18 protein-coding genes and 1 pseudogene are annotated in these 25,642 nt (G+C 40.1%); 14 read left to right on the top strand and 5 right to left on the bottom strand.

Annotated features, from left to right (window positions below):
- Positions 1-52 precede the first annotated feature (52 nt).
- The 3 genes from QE177_RS05845 (at position 53) to fliZ (ending at position 2,725) form a co-directional block, all read left to right on the top strand.
- Complete coding sequence (locus QE177_RS05845; protein ID WP_280551910.1) at positions 53-1,285, top strand: flagellin; 1,233 nt, start codon at positions 53-55, stop codon at positions 1,283-1,285.
- Positions 1,286-1,439: 154 nt separating this feature from the next.
- A complete protein-coding gene (locus QE177_RS05850; RefSeq protein WP_026822126.1) occupies positions 1,440-2,162 on the top strand; it encodes an RNA polymerase sigma factor FliA in 723 nt (240 codons plus the stop codon).
- 47 nt (positions 2,163-2,209) lie between these two features.
- On the top strand, positions 2,210-2,725 hold the full coding sequence (gene fliZ, locus QE177_RS05855; RefSeq protein ID WP_280551912.1) for a flagella biosynthesis regulatory protein FliZ: 516 nt from the start codon (positions 2,210-2,212) through the stop codon (positions 2,723-2,725).
- A gap of 92 nt (positions 2,726-2,817) precedes the next feature.
- Here fliZ and putA read toward each other — a convergent pair.
- A pseudogene (gene putA, locus QE177_RS05860) lies at positions 2,818-6,693 on the bottom strand (trifunctional transcriptional regulator/proline dehydrogenase/L-glutamate gamma-semialdehyde dehydrogenase); the annotation flags it as partial.
- 581 nt (positions 6,694-7,274) lie between these two features.
- Between putA and putP the strand changes: the two are divergent.
- Positions 7,275-8,762 carry a sodium/proline symporter PutP gene (putP, locus tag QE177_RS05865; protein ID WP_280551914.1) on the top strand — a complete coding sequence of 496 codons (1,488 nt, stop codon included), beginning with the start codon at positions 7,275-7,277 and terminating at the stop codon, positions 8,760-8,762.
- A 185-nt stretch (positions 8,763-8,947) separates the two neighbouring features.
- Here putP and cycA read toward each other — a convergent pair whose 3' ends face one another.
- Positions 8,948-10,342 (bottom strand): D-serine/D-alanine/glycine transporter, encoded by a 1,395-nt coding sequence (gene cycA / locus QE177_RS05870; protein ID WP_280551916.1) that lies wholly within the window; start codon positions 10,340-10,342, stop codon positions 8,948-8,950.
- Between the two features lie 481 nt (positions 10,343-10,823).
- Here cycA and modA point away from each other — a divergent pair, with 481 nt between their 5' ends.
- From modA to modC, 3 genes are read left to right on the top strand one after another with little or no spacing between them, the layout of a single operon-like run.
- A complete protein-coding gene (gene modA, locus QE177_RS05875; protein WP_280552225.1) occupies positions 10,824-11,597 on the top strand; it encodes a molybdate ABC transporter substrate-binding protein in 774 nt (257 codons plus the stop codon).
- A 17-nt stretch (positions 11,598-11,614) separates the two neighbouring features.
- The gene (modB, locus tag QE177_RS05880; protein WP_280552226.1) at positions 11,615-12,307 is read left to right on the top strand and encodes a molybdate ABC transporter permease subunit; all 693 of its coding nucleotides are present in this window, start codon (positions 11,615-11,617) and stop codon (positions 12,305-12,307) included.
- Positions 12,301-13,365, top strand: a complete 1,065-nt coding sequence (gene modC / locus QE177_RS05885; RefSeq protein ID WP_280551917.1) for a molybdenum ABC transporter ATP-binding protein ModC — start codon at positions 12,301-12,303, stop codon at positions 13,363-13,365. The genes modB and modC overlap by 7 nt, the downstream gene beginning before the upstream one ends.
- Positions 13,366-13,423: 58 nt before the next feature.
- Here modC and QE177_RS05890 read toward each other — a convergent pair whose 3' ends face one another.
- Positions 13,424-14,242: a pyridoxal phosphatase gene (locus QE177_RS05890; RefSeq protein ID WP_280551919.1), complete on the bottom strand. Its 819-nt coding sequence runs from the start codon at positions 14,240-14,242 to the stop codon at positions 13,424-13,426.
- 827 nt (positions 14,243-15,069) lie between these two features.
- On the opposite strand from QE177_RS05890, the gene QE177_RS05895 reads away from it, so the two are divergent.
- Positions 15,070-15,669: a lytic polysaccharide monooxygenase gene (locus QE177_RS05895; protein ID WP_280551920.1), complete on the top strand. Its 600-nt coding sequence runs from the start codon at positions 15,070-15,072 to the stop codon at positions 15,667-15,669.
- Between the two features lie 206 nt (positions 15,670-15,875).
- Here QE177_RS05895 and QE177_RS05900 read toward each other — a convergent pair whose 3' ends face one another.
- A complete protein-coding gene (locus QE177_RS05900; protein ID WP_280551921.1) occupies positions 15,876-16,442 on the bottom strand; it encodes a 3'-5' exonuclease in 567 nt (188 codons plus the stop codon).
- Between the two features lie 613 nt (positions 16,443-17,055).
- On the opposite strand from QE177_RS05900, the gene pgl reads away from it, so the two are divergent.
- Positions 17,056-18,048, top strand: coding sequence for a 6-phosphogluconolactonase (gene pgl, locus QE177_RS05905; RefSeq protein WP_280551923.1), 993 nt, complete (start codon positions 17,056-17,058; stop codon positions 18,046-18,048).
- Positions 18,049-18,060: 12 nt separating this feature from the next.
- Here pgl and bioA read toward each other — a convergent pair whose 3' ends face one another.
- The gene (bioA, locus tag QE177_RS05910) at positions 18,061-19,335 is read right to left on the bottom strand and encodes an adenosylmethionine--8-amino-7-oxononanoate transaminase (RefSeq protein ID WP_280551924.1); all 1,275 of its coding nucleotides are present in this window, start codon (positions 19,333-19,335) and stop codon (positions 18,061-18,063) included.
- Positions 19,336-19,423: 88 nt separating this feature from the next.
- Here bioA and bioB point away from each other — a divergent pair, with 88 nt between their 5' ends.
- From bioB to uvrB, 5 genes are all read left to right on the top strand, one after another.
- On the top strand, positions 19,424-20,464 hold the full coding sequence (gene bioB / locus QE177_RS05915) for a biotin synthase BioB (protein WP_280551925.1): 1,041 nt from the start codon (positions 19,424-19,426) through the stop codon (positions 20,462-20,464).
- Positions 20,464-21,630 (top strand): 8-amino-7-oxononanoate synthase, encoded by a 1,167-nt coding sequence (bioF, locus tag QE177_RS05920; RefSeq protein WP_280551926.1) that lies wholly within the window; start codon positions 20,464-20,466, stop codon positions 21,628-21,630. The genes bioB and bioF overlap by 1 nt, the downstream gene beginning before the upstream one ends.
- Positions 21,599-22,372, top strand: coding sequence for a malonyl-ACP O-methyltransferase BioC (gene bioC, locus QE177_RS05925; protein WP_280551927.1), 774 nt, complete (start codon positions 21,599-21,601; stop codon positions 22,370-22,372). Before bioF ends, bioC begins: the two co-directional genes overlap by 32 nt.
- The gene (gene bioD / locus QE177_RS05930) at positions 22,365-23,042 is read left to right on the top strand and encodes a dethiobiotin synthase (protein ID WP_280551928.1); all 678 of its coding nucleotides are present in this window, start codon (positions 22,365-22,367) and stop codon (positions 23,040-23,042) included. Before bioC ends, bioD begins: the two co-directional genes overlap by 8 nt.
- Positions 23,043-23,609: 567 nt before the next feature.
- A complete protein-coding gene (uvrB, locus tag QE177_RS05935) occupies positions 23,610-25,622 on the top strand; it encodes an excinuclease ABC subunit UvrB (protein ID WP_280551930.1) in 2,013 nt (670 codons plus the stop codon).
- Positions 25,623-25,642: the final 20 nt, after the last annotated feature.

Here is a 25,642-nt window from a genome sequence, read left to right on the forward strand (position 1 = left end):
GCTACAGCAATATTAATCATCATTATTATTATAGGAATGAATAAATAACAGTATGGCATTTGTCACCAATAACAATCATGCAGCGCGCTTTGCTCAACGAGCACTGAATAATCAGCAACAGAGCCTGACAACCACTATCCAGCGCTTATCGACCGGACTGCGTATTAACAGTGCTAAAGATGATGCCGCTGGGTTATCGATTGCTAATGGTATCAGCAGCAATATTGTTAGTTTATCGCAAGCGGCACGCAACACGCAGGATGGCATCTCCTTGCTGCAAACCACCGAAGGGGGCTTAAGCCAGATGAGCGATAACCTACAAGCCATCCGACGGTTAGCGGTGCAGGCGTTCAATGATACTAATAGTGACCGCGATATTAAAACGCTCCAGTATGAGGTTAATCAACGCTTGCAGGAGATCGATCACATTGCCGCGCAAACTAATTTTAATGGCATTAAGGTATTCGCCAGACAGGCAAAAACCTTGTTGCAGATTGGCGCCAATTATGGCGATACGATTGAAATCGGTGGCCAAGTAATAAGTAGCAAGGCGTTAGCAATAGATGATCTGGATTTAACTAACCGATCTAATATTGCCACCAATCCAATTAATCCAGTCAATCCCGCGCAGCCAAGTAAACCCTATGCCGATTATCATATTCAGCCAGCATCTTTGCATGAAATTAATACGCAACTATTAGCTTTGGGTCGAATAACACAACCATTAACCACTGTAAATCTAAAAATTATCGTAACATTACAGTCGGGATTAACGCCACAATCGGTATTTGGTGTCGATTATCAATTACATCAAAAAATTGATAATTTAACTGGCCAAATTATTGCTGGTGAGTTTGTATTAATTACTGCCAATAAAGACCGTTATGATATAAATATACATGCTAGAACACTAGTGTCGGGCCTATCGGAAGCTCGAATTCATCTGCTAAGAAATAATCAGGGCACAGCTGGATTACCCGGCGTTCTATTGCAACCAACGCCAGCGACTAATGATAATATCCTAACCCGCATCGATAACGCCTTAGCGCAAATCAATAGCTATCGCAGTTCTCTTGGTGCAACGGAAAATCGGCTGGCAGCCACCATCAATAATTTAGGCAATACCACTAACCAATTACAGGCTGCCCGTAGCCGTATTCAGGATGCTGATTTTGCCTATGAAGTGGCTAATTTAACTAAAACCCAGCTTTTACAACAGCTGGGATCATCAGTCTTAATGTTGGCCAATCAATCAGCCCAAGAAGTGTTAACCTTATTCCGCTAACTTTTCTTTAATTATAGATGTGCCACTCCAGCGATTTATGTGGTTAAAAATAGTTGCTAAGTAAAAAACGGCCATTTTTTATCGCTATTTTCGCCATTAGCTTAAATTTAATTTCGGATAATAAGCGCCAGTTGATAACTGACAGGTGCTTACGGTGAACGATCTCTATACCCAGGATGGGGTGATTGAAAAAGATGTGCTGTGGGAGCGTTATATTCCCTTAGTACGCCATGAGGCATTAAAATTGCAAGTGAGATTACCCGCTAGTGTGGAACTGGATGATTTAGTTCAGGCGGGCGGTATCGGTTTGCTAGATGCATTAGAGCGGTTTGATGCCAGCCAAGGCACCGCTTTTACCACCTATGCGGTACAACGCGTGCGTGGTGCAATGTTAGACGAGTTACGCGCTCGCGATTGGGTGCCTCGTAGTGTGCGTCGTCAGGCGCGAGAAGCGACCAAAGTCATGCAGCAGCTTGAGCAGGCGTTAGGCCGGCCGGCGACCGAACAGGAGATCGCTGATAAGTTACACATTGGTCTGCTGGAGTATCAGCAGCTACTGCAAGATACCAATAATAGTCAGTTATGCTCGTATGATGAGTGGCATGAAGTGCATGGCGAGAGCTGTGAACCGATTATTGAGGTTGACGACGAGCGAAATCCGCTGCAAACTTTAATAGCAACTGATATTCGCAAAAATATTATAAAGGCGATAGAATGTTTGCCTGAAAGGGAAAAAATGGTTTTGACGCTCTATTATCAAGAAGATCTGAACCTGAAAGAAATAGGCGCCGTGTTGAATGTGGGGGAATCCCGCGTCAGCCAGCTACATAGCCAGGCGATAAAACGGCTACGAGCACGCTTAAATCCAGATAAATAATATTTTTTATTTTTTTGTTTACGTTTTACACACAGGGCTTATCTAATATGTCTGTTTCTAACCAAAAGAAGCGGCCGCTGAGCCGTTATATTAAAGACTATAAACATAGTCAAATTCACTGCGCGCACTGTAACAAAACCCTTGATCGGATTTCATTAGTATTTAATGATCAAATTCTGAATAAAGAAGCGATTTCAGCCATGACCGAACTGGTTGATGGCGAAGCATGGGCAGAATTGCAGCATAAATTTACTGCGTTATGTCGTTTTTGTAGTGAGATATATTGTAATAGTGATACCGGCTATTTTGATATTATGTCCTTTAAACAGTATTTATTTAAAGAGACTGAGATGAGCCATAGCACAGTGCGTGAATATGTGGTGCGCTTGCGTCGCCTGGATGAGTTGTTAAGTGAAGCGCAATTTCCTGTCAATGAAGTGGTGATTGAAAAAATTCAAGCGCAGATGCAGGATAAAATGACCGAGTCGGCCTTTAGTAATTACAACATTGCTTTGCGTAAATATGAGCAGTTTCTTAACTGGCAGGCTAGTCAGTCAGCCTAATACGGTAATCAATAGCAACTGAATGCTTTCCCAGTAATTAGGTAAATAAGGCCTTAGCGGTGTGCTAAGGCCTTATTGTTTGAAGGTAAAAATTATTCAAGCGTCATTAAACTGGCATTACCGCCAGCCGCTGCGGTATTGATACTGACGACGCGCTCATGGACTAAACGCTCGAGTAATAACTGACTGTCACCGGGTCGGTATCCTTGTACGGAAATAATTGGCCCCTCACGTTCAGCGACGAGGCTACAAACGGTTTGTAACTGCTGGCTTTCACCATGAAAAATAACCGCATCAAATTGGCAGTCAACATGTTGCCAGTTATCCGTCAGGGTGATCACTTGATTGACCAATTCAGGCAAAGTCGCATGCAGTTGCTGTTGCATAGCATTATTGGGCCATACTACTTGACATCCCATGGTTAACACCGCTGCCAGTTGCAGCAGGGCGTCTGATTGGCTTTTAGCCAAACATAGGATCCGCCCGCGCGGCACTAGGCGATAACTATTATGTTCACCAGTTGGGCCAGCTAATTGATAGTTAATCCCGCTATGGGGTAATTGTTGATAGTGGAGAATAACGCTATTTAGTACTTGATCATGCTGTTTTTTCGCCCAATCAGCGAAGGCATCAAATGGCGTTAATTGAGCTAATGGGAGTTGGTCACTAGTTAATGGAGAGGGATTATCTGGCTGCTTAAACAGTTTATCGATAACGCTATCTGGCCGCTGGCTGAGTAATCGATAGAGATAGAGCGGGCCACCGGCTTTTGGCCCGGTACCCGATAACCCTTCACCGCCAAAGGGTTGTACGCCAACCACGGCACCGACCATATTGCGATTAACGTAAATATTACCCACTTTCGCCGTTTGGCTAACATAAGTAATGGTTTCATCAATACGGGTATGCAAGCCTAACGTTAAGCCATAACCTGAGTCATTAATTTGTTTGATCAGTTGATCTAATTGATGCCGTTTAAAGCGCAAAACATGCAGTACTGGGCCAAAAATCTCCTTTTTTAGTTCGGCAAAATGGTCGATTTCAATTAAGGTAGGGCGGACAAAAGTGCCTTGTTGCCATTGATTATTATCCGCTTGACTAGCTTGTTCAGCCTGATAAATCCGTTTACCCGCTTGGCGCATTTTTTCAATATGTTGTTCAATATTCTGTTTTGCTTCGCGATCAATGACTGGGCCAATATCCGTCTCTAGCAGAGTCGGATCACCGATCCGGTATTCGGCCATCGCACCGGTTAACATAGTTAGCGTGCGTTCGGCGATTTCTTCTTGCAGGCAAAGAATACGCAAGGCAGAGCAGCGTTGGCCGGCACTATCGAAGGCTGAGATGATAACATCATTGACAACTTGTTCAGTCAGAGCGGATGAATCAACGATCATGGCATTTAAACCACCGGTTTCAGCAATCAGTGGAATGGGCTGTTGCTGCGCATTGAGTCGATTGGCAAGATTGCGCTGGATCAGTTTGGCCACACAGGTTGAACCGGTAAACAGCACACCTGCTGTGCGTTGGTCATTAATCAATTTTGTGCCCACTTGCTCGCCTTGGCCAGGCAGCAACTGGAGAACATCACGTGGTATACCTGCTTGATGCAACAATTCGACGCCTAGTATCGCGATAATGGGTGTTTGTTCGGCCGGTTTGGCCAGTACGCTATTACCGCTAGCTAAAGCTGCAGCAATTTGACCACTAAAAATAGCCAGCGGAAAATTCCATGGACTAATGCAAACCATCACACCCAGTGGAGAATAAGTTTCATTATTGAAATTTTCACTGATCTGCTCAGCGTAATAACGCAGAAAATCAATGGCTTCGCGCACTTCAGCAATGGCATTACTATAGGTCTTGCCCGCTTCACGGATCAATACACCGATTAAACGGGAAAATTGCTGCTCCATTAGGCTAGCCGCTTGTTGCAAAATCGCCGCTCGTTGCTCGACGGGTACTGTCGCCCAACGAGTAGCAGCCCTAGTGGCCACTTCCAGTGCATGCTCTACGTCGGACATAGTCGCTTCCTGAACATAGCCGACGATATCGCTATGATTGGCCGGATTAGTGATCGGCCGCCGGGCTGAAATTTCATACTGTGAATGATGTTGACCGCCGAGTAAAGGTGTAACCTGATAACAGCTTGGAGTGGCTAGTAAAGTCTGCGACAGGGCCGCTAGGTGATGCTCATTGGTTAGATCAATACCAATCGCATTAAGGCGCTTTTGGCCATAGAGTACGCGAGGCAGCGGGATTTGTGGGTGTGGTAAACCCAGTTGGCCTTCTGTTTCAGCCGCTGATAGCACCTCTTGCACTGGATCGGTAAGCAATTTATCTAATAGGATCTGATGATCGGCAATCCGATTAACAAAAGAGGTATTAGCGCCATTTTCCAGTAAGCGACGCACCAGATAAGCCAGTAAGGTTTCATGGCTACCAACCGGGGCATAGATCCGGCAGGGACGATTAAGTTTCCCCTCAGCGATGGAGCCGACAACTTGCTGATAGAGTGATTCGCCCATGCCATGTAGACATTGAAATTCATATTGCCCCGGATAATAATTTTCACCAGCCATATAATAAATACTGGCTAAGGTATGGGCATTATGAGTGGCAAATTGCGGATAAATTAAATTAGGTACTGACAGCAGTTTACGGGCACAAGCCAGATAGCTGACGTCAGTATAAATTTTTCTGCTAAAAACGGGGTAGCCTTCAAGACCATCTATTTGCGCGCGTTTAATTTCACTATCCCAATAAGCGCCTTTTACCAAACGGATCATTAAACGGTGCTGACTGCGTTGCGCTAAATCGATAATTTCGTCGATAACATACGCACAGCGCTTCTGATAGGCCTGAATAACAAAGCCAATGCCATTCCAGCCAGCCAGTTGCGGCTCGAAGCACAGTTTTTTCAGTAAATCGAGGGAAATTTCTAGCCTATCAGCCTCTTCAGCATCAATATTAATGCCGATATCATAATGGCGTGCTTGTAAAGTTAATGTTAATAGACGAGGATAAAGTTCATCCATCACACGCTGATATTGTGCGCGACAATAGCGCGGATGTAGCGCCGACAGTTTGATGGAAATGCCAGCACTGGTATAAATGCTTTTGCCGCTGGAAGCCTTACCAATTGCATCAATTGCTTGTTGATAAGCGGCCATATAGGTTTTAGCATCTTCAGCAGTTAGGGCGGCTTCACCTAACATATCATAAGAGTAGCTAAAGCCTTTATTTTCCATTTTTTGGGCATTACTGAGTGCTTGTGTGATGGTTTCACCAGTGACAAATTGCTCACCCATTAGTCGCATTGCCATATTCACAGCTTGACGAATAATGGGTTCACCACTTTTACTAATGATTCGTTTAAGGGCACTAGCCAGTTTAGTTTCATTATGGCTGGCAACTAATTTACCGGTAAATAGCAAACCCCAAGTAGCGGCATTAACAAATAATGACGAACTTTGTCCAATATGTGACTGCCAGTCACCACCACTAATTTTGTCGCGGATTAAGCTATCACGGGTCGATTTATCCGGGATCCGCAGCAGTGCTTCCGCCAGACACATAAGTGCAATTCCTTCTTGCGAGGAGAGAGCAAACTGTTGTAATAGGCTCTGTACTAAACCAGCGCGGCCAAGACTACTTTTTTGTTCGCGTAGATTTTTAGCTAGTTGATAGGCCAGTTGATAAACCGCTTCGGTTTCAGCTAGCTGGGCTTGTTGTAGTAATGGCGGTAATAGCTGTGTTTCAGGTAATCGATAAGCTGCTGTAATTGCCGAGCGTTTGGCTGATTGCGGTAAAATATGCGCGGCGAAATTTATAAAAAGGGGATGATCAGTTTTAGCGCATATCGAGGGTTCGCTGGATAAGTTTACTTTTTCATTAACTTTGGTAGCCGGGAATTGAACCATAGTTTCCTCATTATCAAAGTGTCTAAGATAATTAAATGTTGCCTGTCCTGTTCACTAAGCGATGTAAAATCCAGGCGTTGTAAGGTTTTTTGCTACCTTCTCTGATTACTTTATCAACAGTAAGAATAACTGCAATTATCGTGCGGCTCATTCTTACTGTAGATAATTGTTAGAAGTCGGTAATTTAACAATATCCTTTATGTTTTAATTTGGTGCAATATTGTTAACTGATGAAAGTGTTAGAAATGTGAAATAAATCTATTTTTGTATTAATTAAAATAGATTTTATTATAAGTATTGTTATATCTTTCTGAAACATAAATAAATAAAAAAAGATTAAAGCAAATAATAAAATAATTATTTTATTAAAATATAACCAAATAAATTAACATTTGTGACTTATTCGTTGTTTATGGGAATAAAACGATGGAATTTGTATTGTTTGATAGTTCATCAATTAAGTTGAACACATTTTTATCCAAAATTAAATTTCAGGATGGATAGGAAAATAAAAAGTCAGTTTATGTGTTAATAGTGAGTTTAATTTATGTTAATGCTAAATGATAGCCAATATGCCTGCAAACTGACTAAAACTAAAAAAAGAGAAAAACGATGGAGAGGGACAGATGATATTAAGCTACCCAATGATAACTATGTTTGTGGTTTATATTTTTGTTATGTTACTAATTGGTTTTTGCGCTTATCGTTCGACAACGAGTTTTGATGATTATATTTTAGGCGGACGTCGTTTAGGTGGGGTAGTAACCGCGCTTTCTGCTGGCGCATCGGATATGAGTGGTTGGTTATTAATGGGCTTACCCGGTGCGATTTTTCTAAGTGGTATAGCGGAAAGTTGGATTGCTATCGGATTATCATTAGGTGCTTATTTAAACTGGCGATTAGTTGCTGGGCGATTACGCATTCAAACCGAAAATAATCATAACTCCCTGACATTACCAGACTATTTTACCAGCCGTTTTGAAGATAAAAGTAAAATATTACGTATCGTTTCGGCTTTGGTGATCCTAATTTTTTTTACTATCTATTGTGCTTCCGGTGTCGTTGCCGGTGGACTACTGTTTGAAAATACTTTTGGCATTAGCTATCAACAAGCGATGTGGTTAGGTGCATTAGCCACGATAATATATACTTTTTTGGGTGGTTTTTTAGCGGTCAGTTGGACCGATACGGTACAAGCTACTCTGATGATTTTTGCCTTGTTATTAACCCCGCTGATGGTGATTTTTGCTGTCGGTGGTTTGGACAGCGCAGTAACACTAATTAACAATAAAGATCCGGCTTACCTAGATATGTTTAAAGGATTAAATTTTGTCGCCATTATTTCTTTACTAGGATGGGGGTTAGGTTATTTCGGCCAACCGCATATATTGGCACGTTTTATGGCCGCCGATTCAGCGCAAACTATCAACCAGGCACGACGTATTAGTATGACCTGGATGATACTCTGTTTAGCGGGTACGATTGCCGTTGGTTTTTTTGGTATTGCTTATTTTGATCTGCATCCCGCCGTTGCCGGCGCGGTTATAGCCAATCCGGAACGGATATTTATGGAATTAGCCACTATTTTATTTAATCCTTGGCTGGCCGGGATATTGCTATCCGCCATTTTGGCGGCCGTGATGAGCACCTTGAGTTGTCAATTATTAGTGTGTGCTAGTGCACTAACTGAAGATCTGTATAAACCCTTTATCAGACCAAAGGCCAGTCAACGTGAGTTAGTTTGGATTGGTCGTGCGATGGTGTTAGTTGTGGCGGCAATGGCTATTTTTATTGCTCGTGATCCCAATAATAGAGTGTTAGTTTTGGTTAGCAACGCCTGGGCGGGTTTTGGCGCGGCCTTTGGCCCGGTTATCTTAATTTCAGTGTTGTGGCAACGCATGAATCGCTACGGTGCCTTAGCGGGTATGTTGGTCGGCGCTTTAACGGTGTTAATTTGGATGCAATATAAGTGGTTTGGTTTGTATGAAATTATTCCCGGTTTTATTTTTGCTTCAATCGCCATTGTGATCGGTAGCTTGTTAACTGCTGCTCCTAGTCAAAGTGCAGTTAAACGTTTCATTAATGCGGAGGCAGAGTATAAGGCCAGTCAATAACTAGCCGCGACTGCTGATTATGCTTTAAGCTAAGATTTATCCGCTATTAAGTTTAGTCAATTATTTTTATTAACTAAATCACCAATTAATTTAGCAGCTCGGGCGCAATGGCGTTTTAACCTACAGAAGTCTTACAAATTAATTCTAATATGGTGGTTTTATTCAAACCACCATTTTTCGTTTGATTAGTGCGCCGGTTTCCGTTTTTTAGCGATTTGATAACCAATAAATAACATAACAAACCAAACCGGTACTGCCAACAGCGCCTGGCGAGTATCTGGTTCGAAGGTCAGCAATATTAAAGCAAAAACAAAAAATAACAGACAGACCCAAGACATAAAGATCCCGGCTGGCATTTTATAAATCGAAGTTTGATGTCGATCAGGCTGTTTTTTGCGATAAGCCAAATAAGCGCACAGGATCATACTCCAGATAAACATAAAAAGAATGGCTGCAACGGTAGTAATAAGGACAAAAACACGCATAACATCGGGAATAAAGTAGATCAATACCACAGCTAAGATGAGACAGCAGCAGGTAAAATATAATCCCTTAACCGGTACCGATTGGTTCGATAATTGACTAAATTGCCTGGGGGCATTTGCTTCCTTGGCTAGGCCAAATAACATACGGCTGGTGGAAAAGACGCCACTATTAGTCGAGGAAGCAGCTGAAGTTAGCACCACAAAGTTGACAATACTCGCGGCGGCCGGCACCCCAATTAGAACAAAAAGCTCAACGAATGGGCTTTTATCGGCAGCAATCTCACGCCAGGGCGTGACCGACATAATAACCACTAAAGAAAGAACATAAAAGGCGATGAATCTAAATGGAATGGCATTAATCGCTTTTGGCAACACACGATTTGGATCCCGCGTTTCAGCGGCGGTGGCGCCAACAATTTCAATACCCACAAAAGAGAAGATCGCTAATTGGAAACCGGCAAAAAAACCGTTAATACCCATAGGAAAGATGCCATCATTCCAAAGGTGGCTAAAGGAAGCAATATGTCCGCTAGGTGTTTTGAAGCCGATGATGACTAATACTAAGCCAATCAGAATAAGAAAAATAATGGCAATAATTTTGATAATAGCAAACCAAAATTCTGTTTCACCAAATAAGGACACTGAGACTAAATTAAGGGTTAATAACATCAGTATACAAAGTAATGAGGTCAGCCAGGGCGGAAAATCAGGTGCCCAGTAGCCAATATAGGCAGTAATAGCAACAATTTCTGCAATAGCAGTGATCACCCAACAAAACCAATAAGTCCAACCAACGCAAAAGCCGGCCCATGATCCTAATAGTTCAGCACAAAAATCACTAAAGGATTTATATTTTAAATTTGAAAGCAGTAATTCCCCCATGGCGCGCATCACGAAAAACAAGACTAACCCAATAATTAAATAAATAATTATAAGGGATGGGCCAGCTAAAGAAATGGCTTTGCCTGAGCCCATAAATAATCCGGTTCCTATGGCACCACCAATAGCGATCAATTGAATGTGGCGATTTTGTAAACCTCGCTTGAGTTGTCCTTGATCTATGTTTACTGTCGATGATAATGGTTTGTCATTCATAGATTGTCCAATGTTGTGTTATTTTATTCAGGCAGGATTAACTGATTACCATTTTTTAAACATATCATTATTTAACTTAAGGTGACACAATTATAGCAACAATAGAGGTAATATTTGATTTAATTAAATGATTATTAAATCATTGATGGTGAATATTTTATATTTAATCATAAAGCTATTTTGTATAAATAATTTTATTTTAATGATAAGAAAAATAACCGATCTTTTATCAACTAATTCCACTAATTGAAAATTGATATGATTTTTTTTCATTAACTATCAATATGATATAATTATTTTTATTTTATCGGCAATTATATTTTAACAAAAGATGTTTAGCAATTGTTATTGCATTCATTTATTCTATTTAGCACTATTTTTTACTAACGAAAACAATTTAATTTTATCGATATCATACAACTTTCTTTATTCGTTATATCCTGATATATATAACGATAAAATAATGAAAAAGGTATTAATGATGAAAAAATATATTGCTAAATTAGTGACAGCAATGGCACTTTTTTGTTTGGTCAGTGGATCAAATTGGGCAGCGGAGAATAAAGTGACCGTTTTTGCTGCCGCCTCATTAACCAATGCATTAAATGATATCGTAACGCAATATGAAAAAGATCATAACATTAAAATTATTGCTGCTTATGCTTCATCTTCAACCTTAGCCAGACAAATTGAACAGGGAGCTCCTGCGGATATTTTTATCTCTGCCGATCAGCAGTGGATGGATTATGTGCAACAAAAACAACTTATTGCTAATGCTAGTCGCTATACTTTGTTAGGCAATAATTTAGTCCTTATCGCACCAATAAATTCAAAATTAAAGCGGGTTACTATTAGCAAAAATACTGACTGGCGCCAATTGGCCAATGGTGAACGAATTGCTGTTGGTGACCCTGATCATGTGCCGGTGGGTATCTATGCTAAACAGGCATTAATGGCGTTAGGCGCCTGGAAAACCGTTGAGACTATGTTAGCCAGAACCAATAATGTCCGTAGTGGCATGGCATTGGTTGAGCTGAATGAAGCACCGTTAGGCATTGTGTATGGCTCTGATGCCGGGGTGAGTAAAAAGGTGAAAGTGGTTGGCATGTTCCCAACCAGCAGTTATAAAGCCATCGAATATCCAATGGCAATCGTCAAAAATCAGCAAACTACTAAAGTTAACGATTTTTTTGCTTATTTAAAAACACCGGTGGCGGCAGCAATATTTAAACATTATGGTTTTAATCCATTATAGGAAATTGATTTTTGCACATGTTAAGTGAATATGAGTGGCAAGCTATTATTCTGAGTTTAAAAGTATCGAGTGTTGCCGTATTGGTGAGTTTGCCTTTAGGCATATTAATGGCCTGGATATTGGTGCGCTGCCATTTTCCCGGCAAAACATTACTCGATAGTCTGATCCATTTACCTTTAGTATTACCGCCGGTAGTGGTAGGTTATCTACTTTTGCTATCATTTGGTCGCCATGGGGTCATTGGTGCATCGCTATATAATTGGTTTGGATTTAGTTTTACATTCAGTTGGCGAGGTGCTGCTTTAGCTTCCGCCATAATCGCCTTTCCATTGATGGTTAGAGCGATAAGGTTAGCATTAGAAGGCGTCGATCAACGCCTTGAGCAAGCAGCTCGAACATTGGGCGCTAATCCATGGCGGGTTTTTTTTACCATTACCTTACCATTAATCGTACCGGGAATTATTGTTGGTATGGTTTTGGCTTTTGCTCGCTCTTTAGGTGAATTTGGTGCCACGATTACCTTTGTGTCTAATATTCCAGGTGAAACAAGAACCATTCCATTAGCCATGTATACGCTGATTGAAACGCCAGGCGCGGAAATGGCCGCTGCTCGTTTATGTATTATTGCTATCATTTTAGCCTTACTATCGTTACTCCTGTCTGAATGGTTAACTCGTTGTGGCAGAAAACGTTTGGGGGCAATATGTTAGCGTTGCGTCTTCAACAACAGCTAGGCGATTTGTCTATCAATGTTGATACCCTACTTTCAACGCAAGGGATCACCGCCATCTTTGGTGTTTCCGGTGTTGGTAAAACATCCTTGATCAACTTAATAGGTGGGCTCACCAGACCCGATAAAGGACAAATTATCTTTAATGATCGCGTTTTAGTTGATACGGATAAAGGGCTATTTGTACCAGCGGAAATGCGTAGAATGGGCTATGTTTTTCAAGATGCGCGCCTTTTTCCACATTATAGCGTCAAAGGTAATCTGCAATACGGTATGGCCAGAGCAATGCAATCACATTTTGATGATATTGTTCAGTTGCTAGGTATTGAAACATTATTGCCGCGCTTGCCTGCTATGTTGTCAGGTGGCGAAAAACAACGAGTTGCTATTGGCCGCGCATTATTAACCGCGCCTGAATTATTATTAATGGATGAGCCGTTGGCTTCGTTAGATTTACCTCGCAAAAGGGAGTTACTTCCCTATTTGGAAAAGTTATCGCAAGATATCCAAATTCCTATTCTCTATGTCAGTCATAATCTTGATGAAATAGTCCGGCTGGCTGATAATGTAATTGTTATGTCAGCGGGTAAAATTGAGGCTGTCGCGCCGTTAGCCGACATTTGGTCGAGTAGTATTTTACGCCCCTGGTTACAAGCTGATACATTAAGTAGTATCATAAATGTTAAGGTAATCGAGCATCATACCCTTTATGCTATGACATCGGTGGCGATATCGGATCAAGTGTTGTGGCTTCCCCAATTGCAATTTCAATTAGGTGAAGTGGTTCGCATCCGTATCGATGCCGCAGACGTCTCTTTAACATTAAATAAACCAACACAAACGACTATTCGTAATATATTAAGAGCGAAAGTCGTCGAGTGCATTGATGAGTCAGAGCAAGTGGATGTTAAGTTAGCAATAGATAGCCACTTTATCTGGGCAAGGATCACGCGCTGGGCAAAAGAGGAATTAGAAATAAAGCCGGATAAATGGGTTTATGCCCAAGTTAAGAGCCTATCGCTAGCTCGTCGGCTTTAAATCTGTTGATTAAGTGATGATTGTTAACAAAGGTTGTTGGCTAGTAGCATAAACAGCCTTATAGCACATATTTCTGTATCACTTCAGCAATTCCAGGTGCAGTATTTTGCTCGGTAATTATATCGGCATATTTTTTTACTTCATCACAACTATTACCCATTGCAACGCCGAGACCAGCGGCAGTTAGCATGCTGACATCGTTGAAATTATCACCAAAAGCGATGACCTCTTGCATCGTTAAGCCTTGTGATTCGACCCAACGTTGTAAACGCACACCTTTACTGTTACCTTTTTTAGCAATATCAACTTGATCAAACCATGACCACTCGCAAGCCAGCTCCAGTTCTTGCTGAATAGTTTGGCTAAAAACGCGTAATTTCTCGATATCCGGCGTACAAGTGGCAAATTTCCAGATAGCGTTGACCTGTTGGATTGCCGTATTGAAATTATCAATTTTATGGATATTGGGGCGTTGATTTTCAGGTAATGAATCCGCCCATTTCAATGTTCGTTCGATAGCATCATTATGTTGTTGATATAGCATAGCGTCATCAACATACATCAAGTGGTTGATATTAGTACCTTGTAAATGCGCAACCACTTTAGTCGCTTCTTCTGCCGATAAGGGATCCGATTCCACTACTTTTTTAGTCTGATAGTCGTAGAGATAAGTCCCATTGCAACAAATTGCTGGGGTCTCTAAATCCAATGCTTGATAAAATGGATGAATAGCAACATGATGGCGACCGGTAGCAATAATAACTTTGATTCCTTGGCGACGAGCTTGGTTTATAGCGGCTAAAGATTGTGGCAAGATCTGCTTGTTAGGATCCAATAGAGTACCATCAAGATCTAATGCGATGACGCGGTATGACATAAATCAGCCTCATTAAACAGATTAAATAGCGATTTAGCATTCAATCTATACAGTAATTTTAAAAAGTACAATTTAGTGAATTATTTATCTTAATTGTTCAAACCGATAAATTTTTCTAGCACTAATCATATCGGATAATAGTCGTTAACTAAACCCGTAAAAATAAATAATTACCCTAATAGATGATAAACTAGCGACATAACTCAATATCAATAATCAGCTAAATTTTTAGCCTGGCGGGTTATTAACAAGTTGTTATATGGGAAATAAGATTTAAATCAATATAATTGACAAGTAGAAGTTAATAAATTGCTATTTTTATTGATTTAATGTCAATATGATTGATTTTAAATCGATATCTATAACCATTTTTAACACTAAGTGCTGCTTTAGGAATAGCATCTTTTAATATTGGTCTTTAAAATTATTATGATAATTAATGTTAATTTTTAGCTGTTTTTTTCGTTAGATTATAAATTGCAGCTTAACATTATTATGTTTTATCGCCAGCGATTATTTGTAAATTGCAGTGTTTATTATTGTTAACTATAACGCTAAAATAATTTAGCTAACATGAGATGAAATTATATTTCTAATTTATTCAATATTTTATTTTTTATTAGCTGGTCACTGTTTTTCATAGAAAATCTAATATATTAATTTTTTATTTTCTTTATATTTAAATGAAATATTTTTTTAAGCAAAAAATAGATTAATTAAATTGATATTTGATTTTTATCTGCATAATAATTAACTCTGCTGTAAGTGATGTTATATAAAAATATTCTCAATTGATAAAAATAGAAACTATTTACGGGATGAATTAAATGAAAAGTAAATTATTATTAGCGCCGTTGGCACTAATCTGTGCTGCTAATGTAGCCGTGGCCAATGTTAAGCCTGAACCACAACATGGTTTTATTTTTGCACCTAAAAGCCGAGCAGTGCTATGTTGGATACATGAAAATAGCAACTGTGGTGCTGTTGAATATGATCCTATGTCGATTGAAGGGCCAAAAGGTTTTCCGCAAAGCGGTCCTCGTGATGGTAAGATAGCCAGTGGTGATAACTCATTATTTTATAAACTCAATGAACAGAGCGTGGATCGTTGGAAGAAAGTACCACTGACTTCTGGTAAAAACACCTTTCATTGGACTTTAACCCAACCACATAAAACGCAAAAATGGGAGTTTTTTATTACTAAGCAGGATTGGAATCCTAATGCACCACTAACTCGTGCCTCTTTTGATTTAAAACCGTTCTGTGAGCGTTTTGACGGCGGTGCATATCCGGATAAAGATCAACTTTATTTTGATTGCAATGTTCCGCAACGCACCGGTTATCAGGTTATTTTAGGTGTTTGGTCAATTGCTGACACCGCAAATGCTTTTTATCAAGTTGTTGATGTGGATATGAAAGCTAAATAATATTAATAACAATTTTTCAGCAAGTAAATTAACCAACATGATAAATTTAAATTAGATTGGTAGACATTTATATAAGGCTATTTTTATTGTTATCAAATGCTAGCTATTTCTATTTAGCTAGCTTTTATTAAATAATTATCTGTAATAGCAAGTTTATTACTAACTAATAATCGTCATTAATAATTTTCATTAACTGGAATATTTCGTCATTCCTCATGTTGGATAATTTTTTGCCAAATATTGGCAACATGATGCACTTGGTAAAGCGCACAATTGAGTGCATTATCTCGCGCTTGATCAATGGACAGATCATTTTGTACATTAACGCCAAGATTAATTCCCATATCGATAATAGTATGAACATCACGATCATTGCCGACATGCCAAAAAGGAGTTAATTGTGATCTCTCATAAGCGCCTCTTAAGACAAAATTAGCGCTTTTCCCCCAGACTTTCAAACAATCCATCCGTTCTTGGGCATTTTCTCGCGCCCAAAAATGTAATTCACGCAGGACATTATCAATAAGTGGTAAACTTTTTTTGGCAATCGTTGCGCGAGCTTCATTGGATTGGCATAACCACCACTTTATGGTTTCACCATTGACGGTACCACCGGCAGACATTGATGAAGAGAGATCGACAGCTTGATAAAAGGCAGCGCCTGTTTCACCTGTCGCTGGATTAAAAAAAACCGCACCGATTGCTACAATGGCAGCACAACTGCCCATGCCCATGGTTTCTAAGTCAACCATTAAATTTTCGCGGGGTTTCATTATTATTCCTTAATTTTCTATTAACACTTTACTGTGTCAATCTACTCGTCCTAATATTTACGGTTTATTATTTTTAAATTTAGCTCACGACTTGTTGATTTTATTTATTACTAACAATAATTATATAAAATGGAAAAAAATCGATACAGAGAACTGGATCAAATAAAGTTAGCTTATATGTTGCTTATATTAAAAAATAATGTGAAATTTATATTAAATTTTCATTCTCCTCTGTATTGATTAGTGTTATTGCGATTTTAGTAAAAAATCTTTATTAACAAAAATAAAGAGTTTATATATTTATATAATATTATTATTTTACTTTTTAACAACAGGTTTTTTATAGGGTTTAATTTAATTTTTTATCATCTGAATACTAAATTTATTTGAATAAGGCTATATTCAACGGCGATTGTCGGTTGGCTAATTATTATCGCTAAACATAACCTTTAATTGCACTGTGATATTAATAAAAACACTCCACATACTGATATCAATTGGCTGAACAATAAATTTTTTTATTAACCTTTATACTATTTGGGTGATTATCTGCTATCAAATCAGATATGATAACGGAGGCTATTTTATCGGATAATTTCTGAGGAGTTAATCAATGAAACAGGTAGTGTATGTTGCCAGTCCAGAAAGCAAACAAATTCATGTTTGGGCAATGGATAAAAAGGGGAAACTGACATTATTGCAACAATTGACATTACCCGGTGAAGTACAACCGATGCAGATAAGTCCTGATGGTCGTCACCTTTATGTTGGTATTCGCCCTGATTTTGCCATTATTACTTACCTTATTTCAGCCGAAGGAAAACTCAGCCAACAGGCCATTACCGCTATTCCTGCCACACCAACCCATATTGAAATTGACAAGCTCGGTCGTTGGCTATTTATTCCCTCCTATCACCAAGGAAATTTAGTGGTGTTGCCCATTAATCAACAGGGGAGCGCGCAGCCTGCAATTCAAGTTATTGGCGATTTAAAACATCCCCATGCATCGGGAGTAAGTTTTGACAATTCACGCTTGTTTGTCCCGTGTTTAGGCGAAGATCATATTCGCATTTATGCAATTGATGACAATGGCCACTTAACCGAACAGGTTGCTGATCGGATTACGACTAACCAAGGCGCAGGGCCACGTCATTTAGCATTTGCACCCAACCAGAACGCTTTTTATTGCTTAAATGAGTTAGATGCCACAATTAATGTTTATTCAGCATGTGAACCTTATCAGCAAAGGCAAAATTGTGACATTCTACCTGCCGGATCGAAATATAAACCCTGGGCTGCGGATATCCATATTACGCCAGATGGCTGTCATCTTTATGCAAGTGAACGCTCTGCCAGTATTATTCGTCATTTTCAAGTGACAGCAGAGGGATTAGTATTATCGCCAATGAAGACTTATGCAACCGAAACTCAACCGCGTGGCTTTAATATTGATCAAACGGGCCATTTTTTGCTAGCCGTGGGTCAAAAGTCTGATCACATTGCTGTGTATAAAATAGATGCGCTGACAGGTGCGCTACAAACATTAGCGCGTTATCCGGTTGGTAAAGGGCCGATGTGGATCACGACCCATTTGATTAAAGACTAAACTATTTTTAATTTACAGTTTGATAACTATTTTTTTTATCGCTTCGGTTAACTTAGTTAGTTGCACAGCGGTAATGATATAAGGCGGCATCAGATAAATTAATTTACCAAATGGCCGGATCCAGACCCCTTCAGCCACAAAATGACGTTGTAATTCAGGCACATTGACGGGGTTTTTCATTTCAACAACGCCAATTGCGCCTAACACTCGCACGTCAGCAACTTGGGGTTGATCTCGTAGTGGAAAGAGTTCAGCCATCAATTGCGTTTCAATGTCCTTCACCCATTTTTGCCATGGGCTATTTCTTAATAATGTTATGCTCGCATCGGCGATCGCGCAGGCTAATGGATTGCCCATAAAAGTGGGTCCATGCATAAAACAGCCCGCTTTGCCTTGGCTAATGGTATCTGCAATATGGCGGCTGGTTAAAGTGGCTGACAGAGTGACATAACCACCGGTTAGTGCTTTACCTAAACACAAAATATCTGGCGTAATGGCGCTATGCTGACAAGCAAACAATTTGCCAGTACGGCCAAAGCCAGTGGCTATCTCATCGGCAATCAGCAAAATATCATAGTGATCGCATAATTCTCTTACGGCTGTCAGATAATTAGGATGATAAATTCGCATACCACCGGCACCTTGAACTATCGGCTCAATGATAATGGCAGCAATTTTGCCAGCTTGTTCGGTTAACTTTTTTTGTAATGGGATCAAATCGTCGGCTTGCCACTGTTGATAAAAACCGCATTGTGGTGCTTGAACAAAAAAATGGGTTGGCAGATAACCTCGATAAAGGCTATGCATTGAGTTTTCAGGATCACAAACTGACATAGCACCAAAGGTATCACCATGATATCCCCTTTGTAAGGCAATAAACTGGTGGCGTGTTTCCCCTCGTGCCTGCCAATATTGTAATGCCATTTTTAATGCTACCTCTACAGCTACTGAGCCGGAGTCAGCCAGAAAAATACACTCTAATCTATCATCAGTTATATCAATTAATTGTCGGCACAAAGCAGTTGCTGCCGGATGCGTGATGCCGCCAAACATAACATGGGACATTTTTGTTAATTGCTGAGAAGCGGCTTGGTTGAGTACGGGATGATTATAGCCGTGAATAGTGGCCCACCAAGAAGCCATACCATCAATCAATTTTCTGCCATCGGCTAATTCAAGTTCGACACCTGAGGCGCTCACGATAGGATAAGCCGGTATTGGTTGAGTCATTGAAGTGTATGGATGCCAAATATGTTTAGCATCAAAATTAATATCGTCTTGTTTCATTATGTTTGGTCAACTAATTTTATTTATTTTAGTTGACATGATAACGCGGTTATTTAAACTGGCAACACTTTTTGTTTCAAGAGAGAGAATGGTGAAGATGGAAAAACCATGGACGCTTAACCAGGCACAAGCATTATTTGATTTACCTTTTTTTGAATTACTTTTTCAAGCTCAGCAAGTTCATCGTCTACATTTTGATCCGCAACAGATCCAGATTAGTACTTTACTCTCAATTAAAACCGGTGCCTGCCCGGAAGATTGCAAATATTGCCCACAAAGTGCTCGCTATAAGACGGGATTAAAAGCTGAGCGACTGTTAGAAGTCAAACAAGTGATCGAATCGGCTAAGCAAGCCAAACAAGCCGGTTCAACACGTTTTTGTATGGGCGCGGCCTGGCGAAATCCCCATGAACGCGATATGCCTTATCTAGAAACTATGGTGAAAGAAGTCAAAGCATTAGGCTTGGAAACTTGTATGACGCTGGGTAAGTTAAATGACCAGCAAGCGCAGCGCCTAGCAGATGCAGGACTGGATTATTACAATCACAATTTAGACACTTCACCCGAGTTTTATGGTTCGATTATTACCACTCGAACCTATCAGGATCGGCTTGATACGATTGATACCGTTCGCCAGGCAGGCATGAAGGTATGCTCTGGTGGTATTGTCGGCTTAGGTGAAAAGGTGACTGATCGGGCAGCGCTATTAGTTCAATTAGCTAATTTACCGCAGGTTCCCGAAAGTGTGCCAATTAATATGCTAATAAAAATAAAAGGCACCCCCCTTGAAGACAATGAAGATGTCGATGCCTTTGATTTTATTCGTACCATAGCTGTTGCCCGTATTATGATGCCAACCTCTTTTGTCCGGCTCTCTGCTGGCCGTGAACAGATGAATGAACAGATGCAAGCACTCTGTTTTATGGCTGGGGCGAACTCTCTCTTCTATGGTTGTAAGTTATTAACGGCCGCTAATCCTAAACAAGATAAAGATCAACAACTTTTCCGCAAACTAAATATTAATCCACAAGCCACTGAAACCGCATTGACCCATCAGCAGCAAATAGAGCGGCTGCAAGAAGTTATGCAGCAGGTGGATACAGTCCAATTTTATAACGCGGCGCTATAATGAATTGGTCAACATTTTTAGCTCATCAACTGGATATGCGCAAGCAGCAAGCATTGTGGCGGCAACGGCAAATTATTAAAAAAAATGATGCACGTACCCTAATCTTTGATCAACAACAGTATGTTAATTTTTCCAGTAATGATTATCTGGGTTTAAGCCAGCATTCGGCCATAATTAAAGCCTGGCAAACAGGATTAAGCCAATATGGGGCAGGTAGTGGTAGCTCTGGTCATGTTATCGGTTATCGTTGCGCCCATGCCCAATTGGAGCTACAACTGGCTGATTGGTTAGGTTACTCTCGTGCTTTGTTATTTATTTCCGGCTATGCGGTAAATCAAAGTGTGATCATGGCCTTAATGAACAAAAATGATCGTATTGTGGCTGACAAGCTTAGTCATGCATCCATTCTGGAAGCAGCCATGATGTCACCAGCCACATTACAACGTTTTGCCCACAATCAACCGGACGCTTTACAGCAACTTTTGGCGGTCAATCATACGGGTAAAACACTGGTTGTCACTGAAGGCGTATTTAGTATGGATGGCGATAGAGCCCCGTTAGGCCAATTGCAAGCTTCAGCGAGGCAAGCGCAGGCATGGTTATTAGTGGATGATGCCCATGGTATTGGTGTTAGCGGCGATGAAGGTAGAGGGAGTTGTTATCTGCATAAGGTAAAGCCTGAACTGCTGGTGGTAACCTTTGGTAAAGCGTTTGGCCTTAGTGGGGCCGCATTGCTTTGTGATGAAAACACCGCTGACTATTTTCTACAATATGCCCGTCATTTGATTTATAGTACTTCAATGCCACCAGCTCAAGCGGTCGCGTTAGCTGAGGCGGTTAGGCAAATTCGTCAGGCTGATGAATCAAGAGCCAATTTGCAGCGCAACATTGACTATTTTCGCCAATTAGCCAATTACTATAATTTGCCATTATTAAATTCCCCGAGTGCCATTCAGCCACTGATTATTGGTAGTAACCAACGTTGTTTACATTTATCGCATTTTTTACGTCAGCGAGGATTTTGGGTGCAAGCTATTCGGCCGCCAACGGTGCCGCCGGGTAGTGCAAGATTAAGGATCACATTGACGGCTAATCATCAATTAGCCGATATTGCACAGTTAATGGAAACGTTAAATGAATTTTTTAACAACCATGCCGATAAATAAGCAAGCAATTGCGCATGCTTTTGGGCGAGCGGCTAAAAATTACGATAATATTGCGTTATTTCAACAGCAAAGCGGTCAACATCTGTTTGATTGCTTATCTGAGATGCCAGGTAACATGATTCTGGATGCTGGCTGTGGTACCGGCTATTTCAGTAAGCAGTGGCAATTAGCAGGAAAACAGGTTATTGCGCTTGATCTATCTGGATCGATGTTAGCAATCGCACAACAAAAGCAAGTGGCTAAAAGTTATATCCAGGCCGACATGGAGTGTTTACCACTAGCCGATGAAAGTGTCGATCTCTGTTTTAGTCATCTTGCTATCCAGTGGTGTAGTAACTTATATACCCCATTAAGTGAGTTATATCGTATCACTAAAAAGGGAGGGATAGTTGCTTTTTCTACTTTAGTCGATGGCTCATTACAAGAGTTACAACAGTGTTGGCAAAAAGTTGATAATAACCGACACATTAATTCTTTTATGACTTTTGCACAAGTTAAGCGGACTTGTCATGGTTGGCGGCATAGTTTAGAACAACGATCTTGGCATGTAACTTATCCTTCATTTGCTTGTTTACTTCAATCTCTCAAGGGGATTGGCGCGACTTATCTAATTGATGGTCGTCAGCAGCAGGGTCTAATGACAAAAAATCATTTAGCTAAACTCCTTGATCATTATCCTCATGTCGATGAGCAATTCCCATTAACTTATCAACTTGTTTACGGAATGTTATATCGTGAATAAATGTTTTTTTCTCACTGGAACTGATACAGATGTGGGCAAAACTGTTGTTAGTTGCGCGCTGCTACAAGCAGCCGCGTCTCGTGGCTATCAAACAGCAGGTTATAAGCCGGTAGCTTCAGGTAGCGAACAATTAACCGATGGCTTAAGAAATTCAGATGCGCAGTTATTAAGAAAAAATAGCAGCCTGAGACTGAATTACCATGATGTTAATCCGATCGTTTTTGCCCAAGCAACTTCACCCCATATTGCCAGTAAGCTAACAGGAAAGCTTATTGATTGGCAAATAATGGCAGCAGGATTAAATAAATTAAAACAATCTGCTGACTGGATCATTGTCGAGGGTGCCGGTGGATGGTACACACCGCTTTGTGCTGAGCAAACCTTGGCTGATTGGGTTAAACAACAGCAATTGCCAGTAATATTAACAGTTGGCGTTAAATTAGGTTGTATCAATCATGCAATATTGACCGCACAGGCAATTAAGCAAAGCGGTTTATTATTGGCAGGCTGGGTGGCTAATGAAATTGTTTTACCGGGTCAGTATCAACAAGATTATTTGCTAACATTACAGCAGCGCCTGTCAGCGCCCTGTTTAGGTGTTATTCCGCATTTGTCGGATTGGCAATCTCATCCTATTGGCAAATTTGTCAATATAGGTAACCTACTGTAACAGGAATAATTTTGAGGCTGAAGTATGATGCCATTTTAGCTATATTTTGCTTGAATTAGCTAAATTGTAACAAATGAAATGCTATTTTTCATTTTTTTTCTTATACAAAAAATTTTTTTTTAATTATTTTTCTGGCAAAAATTTTTTGCTAATTCTCAAGTGAAAATCTTACAACTATTGATGCCTAAAAGAATTTCTTGAGTTATCCACTATTCCTGTGGATAACCTTGTGTATTAGATCTAGAAAAGTGCCTCTAACCAAGATGGGGTGAGGCTTGGTGTGACGTTGATGCCATTCTCGGCTCTCAAGTAAAATTATATAAATATTAACAAGTTATATAAAATCAAGTCTGAAATGATATATAATAAAGTTTTATATTAGCTAATTAGCATAAAATATAAAATATAATTAAACATCAAAAAAAGCTTGGGGATAACTAAGTTATTAAAATAATAAATATATGTAAATGATTTGTTTTAATTTAAGCTAATTTTTTATTTATGCTGTCATTGAAACTGTTTTTTTATCCAGTATGATAAAGAAATATTTTTAGTAGAGAGGGTTAGATGAGTAAAGTCTTCAAATTGCATGCTGAGTTTCAACCTGCGGGTGATCAGCCCGAAGCAATAAAGAAATTAATCGATGGCCTTAATGATGGATTGGCTCATCAAACGTTGCTTGGTGTCACCGGATCGGGTAAAACATTCACTATCGCTAATGTGATTGAGCAGGTTAACCGCCCGGTAATGGTGATGGCTCACAATAAAACGCTGGCAGCACAATTATATAGTGAAATGAAGGCTTTTTTCCCTGAAAATGCGGTGGAATATTTTGTTTCTTATTATGATTATTATCAACCTGAAGCGTATGTTCCAAGTTCCGATACCTTTATTGAAAAAGACGCCTCCATTAACGAACATATTGAACAGATGCGACTCTCTGCCACTAAAGCACTGCTTGAAAGACGTGATGTTATTGTTGTTGCTTCAGTGTCAGCGATTTATGGTTTAGGTGATCCTGATAGCTATCTAAAAATGATGCTTCATTTAACCAAAGGGATGATTATTGACCAGCGGGCTATTTTACGCCGCCTGGCAGATTTGCAATATAGCCGCAATGATCAAGCATTCCAACGTGGTACATTTAGAGTTAGAGGGGAAGTGATTGATATTTTTCCTGCTGAATCAGATGAATATGCGCTACGGGTTGAATTATTTGATGAAGAAGTAGAACGGCTGGCGCTTTTTGATCCCTTAACCGGCCAGCTCCAACATAATGTACCAAGATTTACCATTTATCCCAAAACCCATTATGTCACGCCGCGTGAACGTATCCTTGAAGCCATGGAGCAGATTAAAACCGAATTGGCACAAAGACGTAAATTGCTATTGGAAAGTAATAAATTGGTTGAAGAGCAGCGGTTAACCCAGCGTACTCAGTTTGATTTAGAGATGATGAATGAACTGGGTTATTGTTCCGGTATTGAAAATTACTCACGTTATCTTTCAGGCCGTGCAACTGGTGAACCACCCCCTACGCTGTTTGACTATTTACCGGCAGATGGCTTATTAGTTATTGATGAATCTCATGTCACCATTCCACAGATTGGCGGTATGTATCGTGGTGATCGTTCCCGTAAAGAGACATTGGTAGAATATGGTTTTCGTTTACCTTCTGCGTTGGATAATCGCCCGTTACGTTTTGAGGAATTTGAAGCACTTTCCCCGCAAACAATTTATATTTCTGCCACGCCAGGTAAATATGAATTGGAAAAATCGGCTAATGAAATTATTGAGCAAGTTGTCCGGCCAACAGGCTTGCTCGATCCAGAAATTGAGGTTCGTCCAGTTGCTACTCAGGTTGATGATTTATTGTCTGAAATCCATCTACGTACAGCAGTAAATGAGCGAGTGCTAGTAACAACCTTAACTAAAAGAATGGCAGAAGATTTGACCGATTATCTGCAAGAACATGATATTAAGGTTCGCTATCTGCATTCAGATATTGATACCGTTGAACGAGTCGAAATTATCCGTGATTTACGATTAGGCTTATTTGATGTGTTAGTGGGTATTAACCTGTTACGTGAAGGTTTGGATATGCCAGAGGTATCGTTAGTTGCTATTTTAGATGCAGATAAAGAAGGATTTTTACGTTCAGAGCGTTCATTAATTCAAACGATTGGGCGTGCAGCACGTAACCTGAAAGGGAAAGCGATTTTATATGGTGATAAAGTTACTGATTCAATGGCAAAAGCGATTAGAGAAACTGAGCGTCGCCGAGAGAAACAAATCGCATTTAATCAGCAGCATGGAATTGTGCCTAAAGGTTTAAATAAAAAAGTTGGCGATATTTTACAAGTAGGCGCACCCGTATCAGCAAAAGCTAAACGTAAACAGCCGCAAGTAGCAGCGATTAGCGAGGATTATCATAAACTTTCGGCTAAAGAATTGGAGCTTAAAATTCAGGCGTTAGAAGCACAAATGTATCGTTATGCGCAAGATCTTGAATTTGAACAAGCAGCCAGTTTACGCGATCAAATTCAATTACTACGTGAACAGTTTATTGCCAACTCTTGAACAGATAGGCTAATTTTATC

The organism is Arsenophonus sp. aPb (genome assembly GCF_029873475.1).
GTDB lineage: Bacteria > Pseudomonadota > Gammaproteobacteria > Enterobacterales > Enterobacteriaceae > Arsenophonus.

Bases quoted from the DNA above. Each gene is read 5' to 3' on its own strand.
- QE177_RS05845 (WP_280551910.1), top strand. From the start codon at position 53: ATGGCATTTGTCACCAATAACAATCATGCAGCGCGCTTTGCTCAACGA.
- fliZ (WP_280551912.1), top strand. From the start codon at position 2,210: ATGTCTGTTTCTAACCAAAAGAAGCGGCCGCTGAGCCGTTATATTAAA.
- putP (WP_280551914.1), top strand. From the start codon at position 7,275: ATGATATTAAGCTACCCAATGATAACTATGTTTGTGGTTTATATTTTT.
- cycA (WP_280551916.1), bottom strand. From the start codon at position 10,342: ATGAATGACAAACCATTATCATCGACAGTAAACATAGATCAAGGACAA.
- modA (WP_280552225.1), top strand. From the start codon at position 10,824: ATGAAAAAATATATTGCTAAATTAGTGACAGCAATGGCACTTTTTTGT.
- modB (WP_280552226.1), top strand. From the start codon at position 11,615: ATGTTAAGTGAATATGAGTGGCAAGCTATTATTCTGAGTTTAAAAGTA.
- modC (WP_280551917.1), top strand. From the start codon at position 12,301: ATGTTAGCGTTGCGTCTTCAACAACAGCTAGGCGATTTGTCTATCAAT.
- QE177_RS05890 (WP_280551919.1), bottom strand. From the start codon at position 14,242: ATGTCATACCGCGTCATCGCATTAGATCTTGATGGTACTCTATTGGAT.
- QE177_RS05895 (WP_280551920.1), top strand. From the start codon at position 15,070: ATGAAAAGTAAATTATTATTAGCGCCGTTGGCACTAATCTGTGCTGCT.
- QE177_RS05900 (WP_280551921.1), bottom strand. From the start codon at position 16,442: ATGAAACCCCGCGAAAATTTAATGGTTGACTTAGAAACCATGGGCATG.
- pgl (WP_280551923.1), top strand. From the start codon at position 17,056: ATGAAACAGGTAGTGTATGTTGCCAGTCCAGAAAGCAAACAAATTCAT.
- bioA (WP_280551924.1), bottom strand. From the start codon at position 19,335: ATGAAACAAGACGATATTAATTTTGATGCTAAACATATTTGGCATCCA.
- bioB (WP_280551925.1), top strand. From the start codon at position 19,424: ATGGTGAAGATGGAAAAACCATGGACGCTTAACCAGGCACAAGCATTA.
- bioF (WP_280551926.1), top strand. From the start codon at position 20,464: ATGAATTGGTCAACATTTTTAGCTCATCAACTGGATATGCGCAAGCAG.
- bioC (WP_280551927.1), top strand. From the start codon at position 21,599: ATGAATTTTTTAACAACCATGCCGATAAATAAGCAAGCAATTGCGCAT.
- uvrB (WP_280551930.1), top strand. From the start codon at position 23,610: ATGAGTAAAGTCTTCAAATTGCATGCTGAGTTTCAACCTGCGGGTGAT.